Origin of the sequence: Pseudomonas sp. NFR16, assembly GCF_900108875.1 — a bacterium.
In the GTDB taxonomy this organism is placed as follows: Bacteria; Pseudomonadota; Gammaproteobacteria; order Pseudomonadales; family Pseudomonadaceae; genus Aquipseudomonas.
This window is the reverse complement of the sequence record NZ_FNYJ01000001.1, coordinates 1,340,669-1,355,911: the sequence shown is the minus strand read 5'-3', so window position 1 is coordinate 1,355,911 and position 15,243 is coordinate 1,340,669. Positions and strand designations below refer to the sequence as shown.

The window sequence follows — 15,243 nt, the reverse complement described above, 5'->3', positions numbered from 1 at the left end:
GAGTGGTCGTTCTGATTCATCAGCTTAGCCGCACCGGGGCATGGGCTGGATGACATCGCTGTCAGAAACCTCCTAACCCGATGGGTCACACTACGCATCATGCCGCGCGCACTGCCGCGTTACATAGACTGTTTGCATAGTCATATAGAATTAAAATGAATTTAAGTAATTAAATGGTGAGTGCTAAGGTTTTAAGCAGTCGCTGGAACCTAAGAAATGGTTATTAGAACCTTCCAGATTGACGCGTCCATTTCATTCATCTGGTTAGGGAACACCCATGGCCGTTTTCGATCATCTGAGCCGTCGTCGTGTGCTGGGGCTGGCAAGCGCCGCACTGGCATCACCGTTTCTGCTGTCGCTGCCGCGCAGCGTCTGGGCCATCGACGAGCATGCCGATCATGCAGCGCATGGCGCAGAGGCGTCGGCGGAGCCGGCCGGCACTGGCGAATTCATCCGGCTCGATCAGCCGCGTGCGTTGAAGCTGGCGATCAACCTCAATGCGGTGTGTCTGGCGCCGGTGGTCATCGCCCACGGTCAGGGATTTTTCAAGAAGCACAATCTGGATGTCGAACTGGTCAATTTCGGCAACTCCACCGAGGTGCTGCTCGAGGCGATTGCCACTGGCAAGGCGGATGCGGGAATCGGCATGGCGCTGCGCTGGCTCAAGGCCCTCGAACAAGGCTTCGACGTCAAGCTGACGGCCGGCACTCATGGCGGCTGCCTTCGTCTGTTGAGCGCCGCGAATGGCGGCGTGAGCAGGCTTGAAGACCTCAAAGGCAAGGCCATTGGTGTCACGGACATGGCCAGCCCTGACCGCAATTTCTTTTCCATTTTGCTGAAGAAGCAAGGCGTCGACCCGACCCGCGATGTCGAATGGCGGCTCTATCCGGCCGATTTGCTCGGCACGGCGCTGGAGCGTGGCGAGGTTCAGGCAGTCAGCGGCAGCGACCCGTTCATGTATCGCTTGATCAAGGCCGGCAAGGCCCGCGAGTTGTCGACGAATCTGGTGGAGGAGTACGCCAACCTGAGCTGCTGCGTGGTGGGCGTGACCGGCAAACTGGCGCGCGACGACAAGCGCGTGGTGGCGGCGCTGACCCAGGCGATCCTCGAAGCCCACGATTACTCGGTGAAGCACCCGGAGGAAGTGGCCAAAGGTTTCCAGGCCTACGCGCTCAATACCACGACCGAGGAAGTGGTCGCCATTCTTCACGATCACACCCACGGCCATCACGCCGTCGGCGCCGCGCTGACCGCCGAGATCGCCACCTACGTGCGTGACCTCAAGACGGTCGAGGTGATTCGCCAGAGCACCGACGCCAATACCTTCGCCGGGGAGATCACTGCCGATGTCTTCAGTTGAAGTGTCCGCGGTCCGGGCGCGGGCTGAATCCCCGACGTCCGGGCTCTGGCTGCAGGGGCTCGTTGCCGCCGCGTTCTGGCTGGCCGCCGCGCTGCTGATCGTTTACCTGCCGAACGCCACGCGCACCTGGCCGATGACGCAGGGCCTGGCGAATGTGTGTCTGGCGATGACCGGTCTGATCGTGCTCGCGGTCATCGTCGCACGCTGGTCGCAACGGCTGTCGGCGCGAACCCGGCACCTTGGGCCGTGGCTGATCGCCTTGCCCGTGGTGCTGAGCCTCTGGGAGCTGCTCACGGCCAAGCTCGCCTGGTTGCCCGTGCCATTCTTCGCGCCGCCCCAGGCATTGCTCGACGTCTACGTCGAAGACTGGCCGCGACTGGCCGACAGCCTGTTTCACTCGGCCATCCTGTTGGGCAGCGGCGTGGCGCTGGGCGCAATCACCGGCTTTATCGCCGGAGTCGCCATCGGCTGGTCGCGCAGCATCGGCTACTGGCTTCACCCGGTGCTGCGAATTCTGGGACCGGTGCCGTCAACGGCGCTGCTGCCACTGTGCTTTTTCCTGTTTCCCAGCAGCTGGAGCGCGAGCGTGTTTCTCATTGCCCTGGCGACCTGGTTTCCGGTCACCGTCCTGACGTGGTCCGGTGTGTCCAGCGTCGACAAGGCTTACTACGATGTGGCCCGTACGTTGGGCGCCAGTCAGCGTTTTCTGATTTTCAAGGTCGCCATTCCCGCTGCCTTGCCGCACGTTTTCGTCGGATTGTTCATGGGCCTGGGCGCATCGTTCTCGACTTTGGTGGTCGCGGAAATGATGGGCGTGAAATCCGGCATCGGCTGGTATTTGCAGTGGGCGCAGGGTTGGGCGGCGTACGCCAACATGTACGCCGCGTTGTTGATCATGGCGCTGGCCTGTTCGGGGCTGATTTCAGCGCTGTTTCTGGTGCGTGACCGGCTATTGGCCTGGCAGCAAGGAGCAATGAAATGGTGAGTACGGCACGCGCATTGAACGCTGGGGGCAGCCCGGGTTTGTCGCTGCGCATCGATAACCTCAGCCACGGGTTTTCCCTCGAAGGGCACACGTTACCGGTGCTAGAGCGTGTCTCGCTGAACGTCGAGCCGGGCGAATTCGTCGCGCTGCTGGGGCCTTCCGGGTGCGGCAAGTCGACGTTGCTGCGATTGGTGGCGGGGCTGGAATCCGCGGACAGCGGAACCCTGGCCGCCGACGGGGCAGACATCACCGGGCCGGACCCGAGTCGGGTCGTGGTGTTTCAGGACCCTACGCTGTACCCGTGGCGCAGGGTCTGGGACAACGTCGCCCTGGGGCTCGAAGCACAGGGCTTGCTGAAAACCACCAAGGGCAAGGTCGACGAGGCACTGGCCAAAGTGGGTCTGAGCCAGTTTGCCCGGGCTTATCCACGTCAGTTGTCTGGCGGCATGGCGCAACGCGTGGCGCTCGCCCGGGCCTTGGTCAACGAGCCGAGACTGCTGATTCTCGACGAGCCCTTGGGCAAGCTGGATTCCCTCACGCGAATCGCCATGCAGCAGGAGCTGATCGATCTCTGGCAGCGTCAGGGGTATACCGCGCTGCTGGTGACCCATGACGTTGAAGAGGCCTTGCTGCTGGCCAATCGGGTCATCGTGTTCAGCGACCGGCCAGCGAAAATCAAGGCCCAGCTGACCATCGAACGGCCTTATCCGCGGCACCGCGATGACCCGTATCTGGTCGATTTGCGCAAGCAGATTCTGGGGTTGCTGGGGTTGGGCGAGAGCTGGTGAAGCGAGGGCTGCGCGCGGCGGGTGACCGCGGCGCGCAGGATCGGAACGGGTTACTGTTGCAGGGAAATGGTGGTGTTCGCCAGTTTTGGCTGGTTGAACATGCTCACCAGCACTTCATCGAGTACCGATGAGGCGCCCCACGGACGTGGATCGTTGAGGATCGCGACGACGACCCAGGTGCTGCCGTTGCTGTCCCGGCTGAAACCGGCAATCGCGCGTACGGTGTTCAGTGTGCCGGTCTTGATGTGTGCTTCGCCACGCAACGCGGTGCGTTTCAGGCGTTTGCGCATGGTGCCGTCCATGCCGGCCAAGGGCAGCGAGCTCATGAACTCGGCCTGATAGGGGCTGTTCCAGGCGGCCTGAAGCATCTGTGCCATCTCCCGGGCGCTGACGCGTTCGGCACGGGAAAGGCCCGAGCCGTTCTCCATGACCAGGTGCGTTGCAATGATGCCTTTCTTCGCCAGCCACTGACGCACGACGCGCTGCGCGGCCTTGGCGTCATCACCGTCCGCTTCGTTGCGGAACTCCGAGCCCAGGCTCAGGAACAGTTGCTGCGCCATGGTGTTGTTACTGAATTTGTTGATGTCGCGGATGATTTCCGCCAGATCCGGCGAGTAAGCCTTGGCCAGCAGCTTCGCGCTGCCGGGCACCACATCAAGCCGGTCCTTGCCCAGAATGGTGCCGCCCAGCTCCTGCCAGATGGCCCGCACTGCGCCAGCGGTGTAGGTCGGATGATCGAGCAGCGACAGATACGTCTGCGAGTTGCAACCGTCGCCGAGCTGGCCGGAGACGGTTACGGTAATCCCGCCATCGGCTTCCGGCACCGGGTTATAGAGGACATCGCCCGTGCACTTGTTCGATGACAGCGCTTTGACCTGATTATTGATGTGAATCGCGGCAATCGGCGGCTCCACCGACACCAGAATCCTGCCGCCGTCGTTGCGGGTGACGAAGCGCAGGGCCTTGAGGTTGACCATCAACGAATCCGGGCGCACCAGAAACGGCTTGTTCTTGTCATTGCCATCGTCATCGAAGACCGGCAACTGCGGCTGCACGAAATGGCTGCGGTCCAGCACCAGATCGCCTGTCACTTGCTGAACGCCGTTGGCGCGCAGGTCGCGCATCAGCAGCCACAGCTTTTCCATGTTCAGTTTCGGATCGCCGCCGCCTTTCAGATACAGGTTGCCGCGCAGGACGCCGTTGCTCAGCGTGCCATCGGTATAGAACTCGGTTTTCCACTGATGGGTGGGGCCGAGCATTTCCAGCGCGGCATAGGTGGTGACCAGCTTCATCGTCGAGGCTGGATTGACCGACACGTCAGCGTTGAAAACGGTGGGTGTGCCCGGGCCGCTGACCGGCAGCATGACCAGCGACAGCGCATCGTTCTGCAGCTTGCTCGCCTTCAGGGCTTCCTGAACCTTGGGCGGCAGCGCGGTGTTGATAGGGGCGGCAGAAACGGACAGTGAAATCGGCAGGAGCAGGGTGGCAAGGAAGAGCGGACGCAAAGACTTGATCATTCAGTAAACCCTACTGCAGAAAAGAGGGAGACGAAGAGGGGATGGATTCCCTCGCAACAAAAAAACGGAGGCTGAAAAAAACCGCGTCGCCGGCAGGCTGCCACAGTGCGCCTCGATAAAGCGGCATTATGCCCCAAGCTTTGGTGACTTGCGCCGGGGTACAACCGTCAAACGCCGCTATTTTTTGCAGTTGTCAGCCGATTGTCACGTTAAAACGCGATTTTCTGCGTCATGTCGTCCGGCCCGCGATGCGGTTTCGGGCTTTTGTCGGGCCAAGCTGGTAAAGTGCCGCCCGATATTTACTTTTGAGGATTGTTTCCATGGCGACTAACCGTTCCCGCCGTCTGCGCAAAAAACTCTGCGTGGATGAATTCCAGGAGCTGGGCTTTGAACTGAACCTGGAGTTCAAGGAAGACCTGGACGACGCGGCGATTGACGCATTCCTCGACGCCTTCCTGGAAGAAGCGATGGATGCCAACGGTCTGGATTACGTAGGCGGCGATGACTACGGTCTGGTTTGCCTGGCTGAGCGTGGCTCGGTCACCGAAGAGCAGCGCGCCACCGTTGAAAGCTGGCTGAAAGCCCGCAGCGAACTGACCAAGGTTGAAGTCAGCCCGTTGCTGGACGCCTGGTATCCGGAAAAGCCGATCAATCCGGCAGCCTGATGCATCGCGGGAGCAGGCCATGGGCCTGCTCCCGTCGTCGGGCCTGAATGCCCGGCGTTTGAATGTTCTTCATTCGGCGCTCGCCACCCCCTGCAAATCCTTTCCCATCGTCATTTCACTGACTTGCAGTCCCGCACGCCGATACAGGCCCTGCGCCGCTTCGTTGTGGGCGAACACATTGAGTTCCAGACGCCGGATATCACGTTGCTCTGCCCAACGCTCGATGGCCTGTAATGCCTGACTTGCAAAGCCCTGGCGCTGAAAGGCCTGGTGGATTTCCAGATCGTAGATGAACAGCTTTGCCGGCAGCGGTGCATCGATCTGCACGCCGAACCAGGCCGTTCCGACGTGCTGTCCCGTCAGCGTCTCCAGCCGGAACAGGTGGTGATCCTCCGTCTGCAGGCCGTCGGGGAGCAGGGCGTTGAATGCCTGCGTTGCGCTGTCGAGCGCACAGGACGCGGGCACGTGATACGTGCGTTGCATGTCCTGCGCATAGCCTGCAATCGAGTGTGAGAGAAACGCTTCGAAGTCGCTCTCGGTCATGGGCATCAAGATCATTGCTGGGTCCCTTTTTCCAGTGGGGTGCCTTTCGCTTTGTAGGCGATGAGTGCGCGCTCCAGCGCCTGCATGGCAAGGTCAAGGGCGCGTTGACGGGCGCCGACTTCATCATCGTTTTCATGGGCGTCGCAGGCCTCTTCCAGTGCCTGACAGCACGTGATCACGTCGGTTGCGTTGATGATCCGGGCGGCGCCACGAATCTTGTGGCCGACATCCAGCAATTGCTGGCGATGTGCGGCGGGGATCAGTGCCGCCAGTTCGGCGCGGTCTTCACGGGCGCTCTCGATCAGTTGGCCGATCAACCTGTCAGTCATTTCCTGGCGGCCACCGGTCAAGGTTTCAACGCTCAATGCGTCGAAGACCGCCGTATCCCCGGTCTCGGCGCGAGGCGGCAGCGGCGCCACATTGCTCAAGCGCTCGTTCAGCGCGGTGAGGCTGATGGGTTTGAACAGGCAGTCGTCCATGCCGGCGTCACGGCAACGTTGCTTTTCCTCCGGCTGCGCATTGGCGGTGAAGCCCAGCACCGTGCACGGCGGCCGCTGCTCGCTGCGTTCCAGTTGGCGGATCGCCCGGGTCAGGTCGTAGCCGTTCATGACCGGCATGTTGCAGTCCGCGATTACCAGATCGAAACGTTCGGCACGCCAGCGTTCCAGGCCGTCCGCGCCTTGAATCGCCATGTCGCAACGATGGCCGAGGAAGCACAGCTGTTCGAACAGCAGCAGGCGGTTGGCGGGGTGGTCGTCGACAATCAGAATATTGAGCTGCCTTGAGGTGCCCGGCGTACTGTCCCGGGAAAGCGCCTGGGCAGCGAGAGGTTCGAGGGTGGTGAGGTCCAGTGTCATCTCCACGCGGGTGCCGTCGCCCGGCTGGCTGCTGAGGGTCAGCGCGCCGCCCATCATTTCGCACAGGCTGCGGCAGATCACCAGACCAAGACCGGCACCGGTGCGGGCCAGTTGCGCGGAGTGGTCCACCTGCGCAAAGGGTTCGAACAGACGCTGCTGGTCCTCTTCAGTGATGCCGATGCCGCTGTCATGAATGACCACCTGCAGCCGCATTTGCTGCTCGGTGCGGCTGTCTGCGGTTTGCAGGCTGATCCTGATCTGCCCCTGCTCGGTGAACTTGATGGCGTTGCTGATCAGATTGGAGAGGATCTGTTTGAAGCGCAAAGGATCGATCAACACGTCGGTGTTGGTCCGCGCGTCCAGGTCCAGCACCAGTGTCAGGCTTTTCTGTCGCGCCAGACCGTCGAAGACGCGGATCACCGATTCCACCAACTGGCGCAGATTGGCCCGCTCCGGACTGAGGCTCAGGCGTCCGGATTCGATCCTGGCAATGTCCAGGATGTCGCCGATCAGTTCCAGCAAGTCCTTGGCAGAACTGTAGGCCACCTCGATGGCGGGGCGATCGAGATGCCCGGTGTCCGCGCGTTTGAGCGCCAGCTCGAGCATGCCGATCACGGCATTCATGGGCGTGCGGATCTCATGGCTCATGGTCGCCAGAAACGTACTCTTGGCCCGGTTCGCGTCATCGGCCAGGTCTTTCGCGGTCTGAAGCTGCTCGATCAACTGGCGGCGTTCGCTGATGTCGATCCAGCCGCCGATGATGCCTTGCACTTTGCCCAATGAGTCGCGAAACGGCAGGATCCAGTGATAGATCGTCAGGTGCTTGCCGTGGATATGCAGGGAGCGATCGAGAATCAACGGCTCGTTTTCGGACATTACCCGCTTGTAATCCTCGACGTAGCCGAGGGCTTCTTCGGTATTGCTCAGCACGCCATCCAGAATGCTTTTGCCGATGACCTCGTCTCGTTTCGCCGCAAACGCGGCCAGGTAACTGTCGTTGCAGATTTTCAACAGGCCGTCGCGATCGCGCACATAGATCGGGTGAGGCGTGCCGTTGACCAGCGCGCTCATGAATTCGAACTGGTCGCTCAGCGCGCGCTCGGCCCGTTCGCGTTGCTTTATCTGGCGCCGCATCCACGCGTTCCAGGCCAGTGACCCGAGCAGCAACAGGCTGGCGCCGACGATGATCTGGTAGATGAGCAACTGATAGTCGTGCCACGCGCCGCTTCCGGGCGGCGAGTACGTGCGCCAGCGATTGTTGATCGCGGCAAGATCTTCGGGCGCAATGCTGGAGAGCGCCTTGTCGATGATCGAACTCAGTTCGGTCGCGTTGCGTGACGTGGCCATGGCAATGCGCGCGGGTTCCTGGCCCACGGTTACGCGCATCTGCAAGGTGTCGCTCAGAGCCCTCGATGACAGGAAGTAACTGGCGCTGAACAAGGAGGTGACCGCACCTTCCGCACGGCCGTGAGCCAGCATGTCCAACGCTTGAGCGGGGTTGTCGACTTCCACCGGATAGATGCCCGGATAGCTGCGGGCAAGGTAGGGCAGGATCGGGCTGCTCAGCGCCAGCGCAACGCGCTTGCCGTCCAGCTGCTCGAGATTGGACGGCGCCGACGGCTCTTTGCGCGTGACCAGCACGAACACGTTATCCATGTAGGGCCGGCTGAAGTTGAAGCGATTCTCGCGCTCGTCGCTGGGAATCATGGCGCCGATCAGGTCGGCCTGGCCCTGGCTCAACTGATTGGCCATGTCGCTCATGCTCTGGGCGTGAGTGACCTTGAAGTTCAGGCCGGTGCGCAGGCGAATCAACTCCAGCAGATCGGCCGTCACGCCACTGAAGTTGCCATTGGCATCGAAAAACGTCAGCGGCGCGTACGCCTCGTTGAACACCACACGCACCGTCGGGTGCTGGGCGATCCAGCGTTCTTCGCGCTGGCTCAGCTGCAGTTTCTGATCGGTCAGCATCAGATCGCTGCCGGCGCCCCAGCGTTTGGAGATGGAAATCCGCTCTTCGACCGGTATGCCCTTGAGCACCAGATTGACGATGTCGAGCAGCATGGTGTTGGACGCCTGAACCGCAAAGCTGAAACCGTTGGCCTCGTGCTTGCCGAAGTTGGCCATCTGCACGTTGTTCAGGTAGCCCTTGTTGATGACGTAATGAGTGGAAATTGTGTCGCCCAGAAAGACATCGGCCTGATTGAACGCCACGGCATTGATTGCGCTCTGGAACGAGGGGAAGGTCTGCAGACGGGCTTTGGGATACAGCGCGCCGATTTCGTCGGGCGGCAGGTAGTGATAAACCATGCTCAGACGCAGGCCGTTGAGGTCGCCGTTCAGCGGCCTTACTTCTCCGGCGCGGGTGACCAGCACCGGCTGGTCCACTGCATAGGGCGAAGACAGCTTTACCTCCTTCGCTCGCGCTTCATAGCCATTGGCGCTGCCCAGCAGATCGATGTCGCCGTTGACCAGCGCATCCATCGCCTCGTCCCGGCTGGCAAACCGCAGAACCTTGATCGGCAGGTCGAGCACGCGCCCCAGGATGCCTGCGTAATCCGCCGTGAAGCCCTCGTAGTCGTGGCCTGTGAGGGTCATGTCGAAAGGCGGGTAGTCCGGCGCGGAGGTGCCCAGAATCAGTTCGCGTTTATTACGCACCCACTGCCACTGGGCCCGGTCCAGCGTCACGTCCATGTGCGCGGGATTGGACCGGCTGAGCAACGTGTAGCGTTCAGCCGCCGCAGGTTGTGCCTGCGTATCGAGGCACAGGCAGACAAGTACGGCCGCTATCCAATAGTCCTTTATCGCCTTCGGCATCCTGTCTTCTCACACTAACGAATTGCGTTTTGCCATCTCGATAAGTTCTACCAGAGTCTTGGCTTTCAGTTTTTGCATCAGACGGGTTTTGTAGGTGCTCACCGTTTTGTTGCTCAAGAACATGCCTTTGGCTATTTCTTTGTTCGTGCGGCCTTGGGCAAACAATTGCAACACCATCAATTCGCGGTCGTTGACCAGTTTGAAACGTTCGATCTCGTTGGGGTCGCCATCTTTTTTGAGCGATGCGGCGAGCGCCTGGCTTGGAAAGTAATTGTAGCCGGATAATACCGCTTTGACCGAACTCACAAGTTCGCTCAAATCTTCCTGTTTGCACACGTACCCGGCCGCGCCGGATTGCATGCAGCGAATGGCGAACAGGCTGGGGGCCTGAGCGGTGAGCACAAGAATCTTGGAGGGCAGGTGCATGGCATTGAAGCGGGCCAGCACCTCCAGCCCGTCGAGTTTAGGGATGCTGATGTCGAGGATGATGAGGTCCGGCATGCATTCGCGGACCATCTGCATGGCGTCCACGCCATTATCGGTTTCACCGACGATCACGTAGTTTTCATTCTCCAGCAGCATGCGGATTGCAAGCCGAATGACCGGGTGATCATCGATGATAAAAATCGAGTTCATGATTCAATCCATAACGAGTGGCGAAGAAAGCGCGCACCTTATCCCAGATGTTTGAAAGCGCACATGAACAGATCATGCTGATCGCCCTATATAGGAAAGTTCCTACAAAAATTAGCGTATTAGCGTACGTCAATACTTACAACGGTCACGAACGGCCAAAAAAGTCGAGTTCAAACTCGTCACAAAACTGCATTAATTCAATCCTGTTTATTTCCTTTGGGAATAGTCCTACATTTGTTGCCAAGTTTGACGGGGGCGGTGAACGCGTCGGGTCAGAATTCCATTTATGGTTTTCGGGATGCCATCGGGCGATTCACTCATCCTCAGCCGGCAGTGCAAGCAGCCGGCGTAATTCCAGCGTATTCAACGGTTTGTTCAGGCAGCCGAGCAGTGGCAGGCCTTTTTCCCGGGCGTCGCATTCCAGGGCGCTCAACTGAGTGGATTCAAGACCGCTGAGCAACACTGCTTGCTGAATCAGGCCGCGCTGGCTGGCGGTCTGAATCAATTCCATGCCACTCATGTCGGGCAGGCGCTGGTCGCACAGCAGCAGGTCGTAGGGCTGCGGACTTCGCTCCAGCGCTGTCATGGCTTCCATCGCAGTGAGGGCCGGCGTCAGCAAGTACAGGCCGTGGTTGTTGAGCAGAATCTGTAAGGCGATCAGCTGAAACGGATGGTCCTCTACCAGCAGAATTCGAAGATTGGGTCTGAACATGGGCGGTTCCAGGCGAGGCGGCGGGCGGGTCGAGATCTTGGCGAATGGGTCGCATCCGGCAGGGGCTTATGGCGTGAACCGAGCCTCGGGCTGGTAATGGAAGGAGTGTTCCAGCGCACGGGCTGGCGCGGATTATTCGGGAGAGGTCTGTAGGCGGCGATAGGGTGTTTCTGATGGCGCCGTAGGAAGATTCCGAAGTTCGGGTTTTCTTTTCCTGATTGGCTGAAATAAAAACCCGATTCCTCGGTGGGAATCGGGCTTTTGCAGAGCGGCGCATGCGTCAGACCGGGCTCGAACGCCCGGTCATTTCCCGCGCCATCTCACTGGCATAGCTGTCGGTCATCCCGGCAATGAAGTCGATGACTCGCAAAAACGAGGTGTGCAGCGGCCAGGACGGATCAGGCGCATTGTTGCCCAGCAGGTCGAGGATGCGCCGGCTCTTGAACGATGGGGTGTGCCCGCCGAATTGCTCCAGCGCCGCGCCGCAAAACGCATTGAGCAGGATCTCCAGCGTCGTGTAGGCGCCGATTTCGTGCAGCGTCTTGCGCTTGTCCTGGAAGATTTTCTTGCGCGCCATGTCTTTGGCACTGAGCACGCAGCGCTTGGCCGGGCCGTGCATGTGCTCCACCAGATCGCCTTGCAGCGTGCCGGCCAGCAGCGCGTCCTGCTGCTCGACGAAGGCGCGGGCGGCAGCGTTGGTCAGGTGTTCGATGGCCTTGCCGCGCAAGATTGCCAGTTTGCGGCGCCGCGAATCGTCCGGACCCAATTGCCGGTAGGTCTCCGGCAGATCGTCGCCCACCAGGCTGAGCAGGATGGATTCGACCTCGGCGTAGTTGAGCAGCTCCATTTCCAGGCCGTCTTCCAGGTCAATCAGCGCGTAGCAGATGTCGTCCGCTGCTTCCATCAGGTACACCAACGGGTGGCGAGCCCAGCGCTGTTCTTCCAGTTGAGGCAGGCCCAGCCGGGTCGCGATCTGTTCAAGAATCGGCAGCTCGCTCTGATAGCAGCCGAACTTGTGCTTCTTATAGCCCAGCGAATCGGCGTGACGCGCGGTCCACGGGTATTTGAGATACGTTCCCAGGGTGGCGTAGGTCAGGCGCGTGCCGCCTTCGAACTGGTGATATTCCAGTTGCGTGAGTACCCGGAAACCTTGCGCGTTGCCTTCGAAGTTGAGGAAATCGTCGCGCTCGACGTCGCTCATTGCGTCCAGCCAGCCGCGGCCCGCCGCTTGCTTGAACCAGTTACGGATGGCGTCTTCCCCCGAGTGGCCGAACGGCGGATTGCCGATGTCGTGGGCCAGGCAGGCCGATTGCACGACCATGCCCAGATCGCTCGGGTCGCACCAGTCGGGAAGGGCACCGCGCAGGGTTTCGCCGACGCGCATGCCCAGCGAGCGGCCGACGCAGCTCACTTCCAGTGAGTGGGTCAGGCGTGTGTGAATGTGGTCGTTGCTGGTCACCGGATGGACCTGGGTCTTGCGGCCCAGACGGCGAAAGGCGCCGGAGAAGATGATCCGGTCATGATCCTTGTGGAACGGGCTGCGCCCCAGTTCTTCGGGGCTGTGCAGGGTTTTGCCTAGGCGCTCGCGGGTGAGCAGGGTTTGCCAATCCAAGGCCGGTACTCCGTCGGGTGATTACCGGCCTAGCTTCCCGGTTCGCCCAGCCGGCTGCAAGCACAAGATGGCGCGGGGCGGAGGATCAGAGGCCTGCGGCGTCGACGTCGATCAGCAGCAGGCGCTGGCCGTTGTCGAAGAATTGCCCGGCCGTCAGGCAATACTGGTTGCTGGTGGCATCGCGATACGTGTTGGACAAGGTCAAGCGTCGCTCATGCCAGCCTTCGGCGAGCAGGTGGTAGAAGTAAGGACGCCACGACCAGTTGTGGCCCATGTAGCGGCTGTCGGCGACCCACGCGCCATTGCGCCATTCCAGATTCGGCGTGAGCTGGGTGCCATGGCGGTCGCATTGATAGAAGCGCAGCAGCCAGGGAAATTCCTGCATGGGCGGCAAGTCTGTCAGCGGTGCGTCACCCTCAGCCCAGCCCTGCAAACGCGCCATCAACTGACTCAAGTGCTTGCGCAGCTTCATCAGGCGCTCGCGCTCGACGACCTTCTGCAGCACGTAGCGGTCCCGCAGTTCGGCAAAGCGGGGGACGAAGGCATCCGCTGCGAAGAAGTCCAGCTGCGCCTGGGCGAACAGAAACCCTTGCACATAGCGCGAGCCGCATTCGAGGGCGAAGTGCAACTCGGCTTCGGTCTCTACGCCTTCGGCAATGATCCAGCACCCGGTCTTCTCTGCCATCTGCGCCAGCGCCTTGACCACATCGCTGCTGGGGCCACCGCGGGCGGCGGCCTGGAACAGGCGCATGTCGAGTTTGAGGATGTCCGGTTGCAGCGCCAGCACGCGGTCAAGCTGCGAGTATCCGGCGCCGAAATCGTCGATCGCGATACGCGCGCCGGCGTCCCGATAACGCGCCACGACGTCGCTCAGTCGCTGACTGTCGCCACCCAGTTCAGTGATTTCGAAAACGATTCTTTGCGCAGCGATCCCGTGGCTCTGCAACTGCTTGAGGCTCGGCAGTGGCTGGCCGGGGCGCAGGCGACTGATCCAGCGCGGCGAGATGTTCAGGCTCAGAAACCAGTCGCTCGGGGCTTCATGCAGGCGACTCAGTGCATTGTCGCGCAGCAGGCGGTCGAGCCGTCGCAGCTCGGCCGCCGGGCGCCGCGGATCAGCGAACAGCGGACCCACTGATTGCAGGCTGCCGTCCGGCTGACGCAGGCGTCCCAATGCTTCAATACCGGCAATGCGGCCCGTCGCGGTGTCGATGAACGGCTGAAAGCAAGCTAGCGGTTGCCCATCGATCACATGGCCTCCTTAGTGGTTATTGGCATTATTTTACGGGCAGAAAAAAACCGCGCCGGCCCAATGTGAATCAATGGGAAGGGGCGCGGTTGCGATTTGTTGCAAGAATGCAGCCAGATGGCCATCTCAGGGGCGGCGTCGTGATCCCTGTACTACCATTCTGATGATAGGCAACAGGCTGGCGCTGAGTTTGATCAGCCGTGTCACGCTACCCGTCCGCTTGCTGCGCGCGCCTTTGCCGGTGAGAAAACCCAGCAGTGAAACCGCGCCGACTCCCCACAACGGAGCGTGCTTGATGCCCAGCGATCCGGGCAGATCGGTGGCCATTCCGCGCATGCGGTGCAGAGGGCGCATGAGCTGCGCCGACTCGTGGCGGATTTCCTGGCGATGCATCTCCATGCGCAGGCGGATCAGCGCCTTGCGCAGTTCACGACGGTTATGGGTCTGAGGCAGTTCGGGCACACTCATGGCATCAGTCGCTCGCGGTCGTTGGCCAATTCTTCCAGCGTCGAGTGGAAGGGTGAAGACTCATCGAATACGGCCGCCTTGAGTCGCAGCGCGCAGAACAGCGCCGCCAGCGTGTAGAACGCGCACAGACCAATGATGCCGGTCAGGCGATAACTGTCCCACACCAGAATCAGCAGCAGCGCGGACAGGCCGATGAGCAGCAACAGCGCGAACACCAGCGCAAGTCCAGCGAACAGCAACAAGCTCACCGTCCGGGCTTTCTGCTCCTGCAATTCGATACCGAACAGTTCGATGTGACTGTGCAGCAGTCCCAGGAAAGCCGCGCCAAGACGACGTGGCGATGACGTGTTATCGGTCCCGGATGGACCTGTCTGCGACGTCATGACCGTCAGCGCCGCGTGGCCAGCAGACCCAGCAGAAAGCCGACGCCGGCGGCGATTCCTACCGACTGCCATGGGTTGCTCTGTACATATTCTTCAGTTGCGACGACCGCTTCCTTGCCACGCAGGCGCAGGGTTTCTTCGGTCACTTTCAGGGTTTCGCGGGCGCGCAGCAGGCTTTCCTGGATCTGATCGCGCAATTCATCGGCCTGTTCGCCGGCCAGAGAAGCGGTGTGCGCCAGCAGCTTTTCCGTGTCGGTGACCAGAGTCTGGAAGTCTGCCATCAAAATGTCCTGGGCTTTTTCTGCTGTTGGGCGAGCCATGGTGTTCTCCGTTGGGGTGACGATATGGGGTTTCGAGTATGGCTCATTCCTGAAGGTTCATTCCAATCGCCGCGACATCGACGCGCCGTCACTGGTACAGGTTTTGCTTTGAAGTGGTGCGCCAGGAAGGTCGCGCGCTCCATCGCAGAGCGCACATGACGGCGCATGCGCCGAAATCTGGATTTCATTACATAAAACCGGAAAAACTGCCCGGCAGTGACACGTTTCGTCCCGGATCGCGCGCCATTTCAGGTCGTTGAGATTGTCCTTCGCCTTGAATTGGTGCATGTGAGCAAGCGGACGCAAACATGTGACTGTCGCAATGGTGTTCCTCATT

14 protein-coding genes are annotated in these 15,243 nt (G+C 60.7%); 4 read left to right on the top strand and 10 right to left on the bottom strand.

The genetic code is table 11. The features are described from left to right. Window positions 1-277 precede the first annotated feature (277 nt). Genes BMZ10_RS06120 through BMZ10_RS06110 form a run of 3 tightly spaced genes read left to right on the top strand, consistent with a single transcriptional unit; the run spans window position 278 to window position 3,133 of the window. Complete coding sequence (locus tag BMZ10_RS06120; protein ID WP_093459113.1) at window positions 278-1,360, top strand: ABC transporter substrate-binding protein; 1,083 nt, start codon at window positions 278-280, stop codon at window positions 1,358-1,360. Continuing rightward, window positions 1,347-2,345 carry an ABC transporter permease gene (locus tag BMZ10_RS06115; RefSeq protein ID WP_093459112.1) on the top strand — a complete coding sequence of 333 codons (999 nt, stop codon included), beginning with the start codon at window positions 1,347-1,349 and terminating at the stop codon, window positions 2,343-2,345. Before BMZ10_RS06120 ends, BMZ10_RS06115 begins: the two co-directional genes overlap by 14 nt. Next, window positions 2,339-3,133: an ABC transporter ATP-binding protein gene (locus BMZ10_RS06110; protein WP_093459111.1), complete on the top strand. Its 795-nt coding sequence runs from the start codon at window positions 2,339-2,341 to the stop codon at window positions 3,131-3,133. The genes BMZ10_RS06115 and BMZ10_RS06110 overlap by 7 nt, the downstream gene beginning before the upstream one ends. A gap of 50 nt (window positions 3,134-3,183) precedes the next feature. On the opposite strand, the gene dacB is transcribed toward BMZ10_RS06110, so the two are convergent. Next, the gene (dacB, locus tag BMZ10_RS06105) at window positions 3,184-4,650 is read right to left on the bottom strand and encodes a D-alanyl-D-alanine carboxypeptidase/D-alanyl-D-alanine endopeptidase (protein ID WP_093459110.1); all 1,467 of its coding nucleotides are present in this window, start codon (window positions 4,648-4,650) and stop codon (window positions 3,184-3,186) included. A 320-nt stretch (window positions 4,651-4,970) separates the two neighbouring features. On the opposite strand from dacB, the gene BMZ10_RS06100 reads away from it, so the two are divergent. Further along, window positions 4,971-5,315: a YggL family protein gene (locus tag BMZ10_RS06100; protein WP_093459109.1), complete on the top strand. Its 345-nt coding sequence runs from the start codon at window positions 4,971-4,973 to the stop codon at window positions 5,313-5,315. Between the two features lie 69 nt (window positions 5,316-5,384). Here BMZ10_RS06100 and BMZ10_RS06095 read toward each other — a convergent pair whose 3' ends face one another. The 9 genes from BMZ10_RS06095 to BMZ10_RS06055 all read right to left on the bottom strand — a co-directional run bounded on the left by BMZ10_RS06095 (window position 5,385) and on the right by BMZ10_RS06055 (window position 14,906). Beyond that, window positions 5,385-5,873: a GNAT family N-acetyltransferase gene (locus BMZ10_RS06095; protein WP_093459108.1), complete on the bottom strand. Its 489-nt coding sequence runs from the start codon at window positions 5,871-5,873 to the stop codon at window positions 5,385-5,387. Further along, the gene (locus BMZ10_RS06090) at window positions 5,870-9,529 is read right to left on the bottom strand and encodes a transporter substrate-binding domain-containing protein (protein ID WP_093459107.1); all 3,660 of its coding nucleotides are present in this window, start codon (window positions 9,527-9,529) and stop codon (window positions 5,870-5,872) included. Before BMZ10_RS06090 ends, BMZ10_RS06095 begins: the two co-directional genes overlap by 4 nt. 9 nt (window positions 9,530-9,538) lie before the next feature. Next, entirely contained in the window at window positions 9,539-10,165 is a 627-nt protein-coding gene (locus BMZ10_RS06085; RefSeq protein WP_093459106.1) for a response regulator transcription factor, read from the bottom strand. A 313-nt stretch (window positions 10,166-10,478) separates the two neighbouring features. Then, window positions 10,479-10,877 carry a response regulator gene (locus BMZ10_RS06080; RefSeq protein WP_093459105.1) on the bottom strand — a complete coding sequence of 133 codons (399 nt, stop codon included), beginning with the start codon at window positions 10,875-10,877 and terminating at the stop codon, window positions 10,479-10,481. A gap of 280 nt (window positions 10,878-11,157) precedes the next feature. After that, window positions 11,158-12,489, bottom strand: a complete 1,332-nt coding sequence (locus BMZ10_RS06075) for a deoxyguanosinetriphosphate triphosphohydrolase (protein WP_093459104.1) — start codon at window positions 12,487-12,489, stop codon at window positions 11,158-11,160. Window positions 12,490-12,574: 85 nt separating this feature from the next. After that, on the bottom strand, window positions 12,575-13,738 hold the full coding sequence (locus BMZ10_RS06070; RefSeq protein ID WP_093459103.1) for an EAL domain-containing protein: 1,164 nt from the start codon (window positions 13,736-13,738) through the stop codon (window positions 12,575-12,577). Window positions 13,739-13,861: 123 nt separating this feature from the next. Continuing rightward, window positions 13,862-14,203, bottom strand: a complete 342-nt coding sequence (locus BMZ10_RS06065; RefSeq protein WP_093459102.1) for a hypothetical protein — start codon at window positions 14,201-14,203, stop codon at window positions 13,862-13,864. Then, on the bottom strand, window positions 14,200-14,586 hold the full coding sequence (locus tag BMZ10_RS06060; protein WP_093459101.1) for a phage holin family protein: 387 nt from the start codon (window positions 14,584-14,586) through the stop codon (window positions 14,200-14,202). The genes BMZ10_RS06065 and BMZ10_RS06060 overlap by 4 nt, the downstream gene beginning before the upstream one ends. Before the next feature lie 5 nt (window positions 14,587-14,591). After that, on the bottom strand, window positions 14,592-14,906 hold the full coding sequence (locus tag BMZ10_RS06055) for an ElaB/YgaM/YqjD family protein (protein ID WP_093459100.1): 315 nt from the start codon (window positions 14,904-14,906) through the stop codon (window positions 14,592-14,594). Between the last annotated feature and the right edge of the window lie 337 nt (window positions 14,907-15,243).

Bases quoted from the DNA above. Each gene is read 5' to 3' on its own strand.
- dacB (WP_093459110.1), bottom strand. From the start codon at position 4,650: ATGATCAAGTCTTTGCGTCCGCTCTTCCTTGCCACCCTGCTCCTGCCG.
- BMZ10_RS06085 (WP_093459106.1), bottom strand. From the start codon at position 10,165: ATGAACTCGATTTTTATCATCGATGATCACCCGGTCATTCGGCTTGCA.
- BMZ10_RS06110 (WP_093459111.1), top strand. From the start codon at position 2,339: ATGGTGAGTACGGCACGCGCATTGAACGCTGGGGGCAGCCCGGGTTTG.
- BMZ10_RS06095 (WP_093459108.1), bottom strand. From the start codon at position 5,873: ATGATCTTGATGCCCATGACCGAGAGCGACTTCGAAGCGTTTCTCTCA.
- BMZ10_RS06055 (WP_093459100.1), bottom strand. From the start codon at position 14,906: ATGGCTCGCCCAACAGCAGAAAAAGCCCAGGACATTTTGATGGCAGAC.
- BMZ10_RS06100 (WP_093459109.1), top strand. From the start codon at position 4,971: ATGGCGACTAACCGTTCCCGCCGTCTGCGCAAAAAACTCTGCGTGGAT.
- BMZ10_RS06120 (WP_093459113.1), top strand. From the start codon at position 278: ATGGCCGTTTTCGATCATCTGAGCCGTCGTCGTGTGCTGGGGCTGGCA.
- BMZ10_RS06060 (WP_093459101.1), bottom strand. From the start codon at position 14,586: ATGACGTCGCAGACAGGTCCATCCGGGACCGATAACACGTCATCGCCA.
- BMZ10_RS06115 (WP_093459112.1), top strand. From the start codon at position 1,347: ATGTCTTCAGTTGAAGTGTCCGCGGTCCGGGCGCGGGCTGAATCCCCG.
- BMZ10_RS06080 (WP_093459105.1), bottom strand. From the start codon at position 10,877: ATGTTCAGACCCAATCTTCGAATTCTGCTGGTAGAGGACCATCCGTTT.
- BMZ10_RS06090 (WP_093459107.1), bottom strand. From the start codon at position 9,529: ATGCCGAAGGCGATAAAGGACTATTGGATAGCGGCCGTACTTGTCTGC.
- BMZ10_RS06065 (WP_093459102.1), bottom strand. From the start codon at position 14,203: ATGAGTGTGCCCGAACTGCCTCAGACCCATAACCGTCGTGAACTGCGC.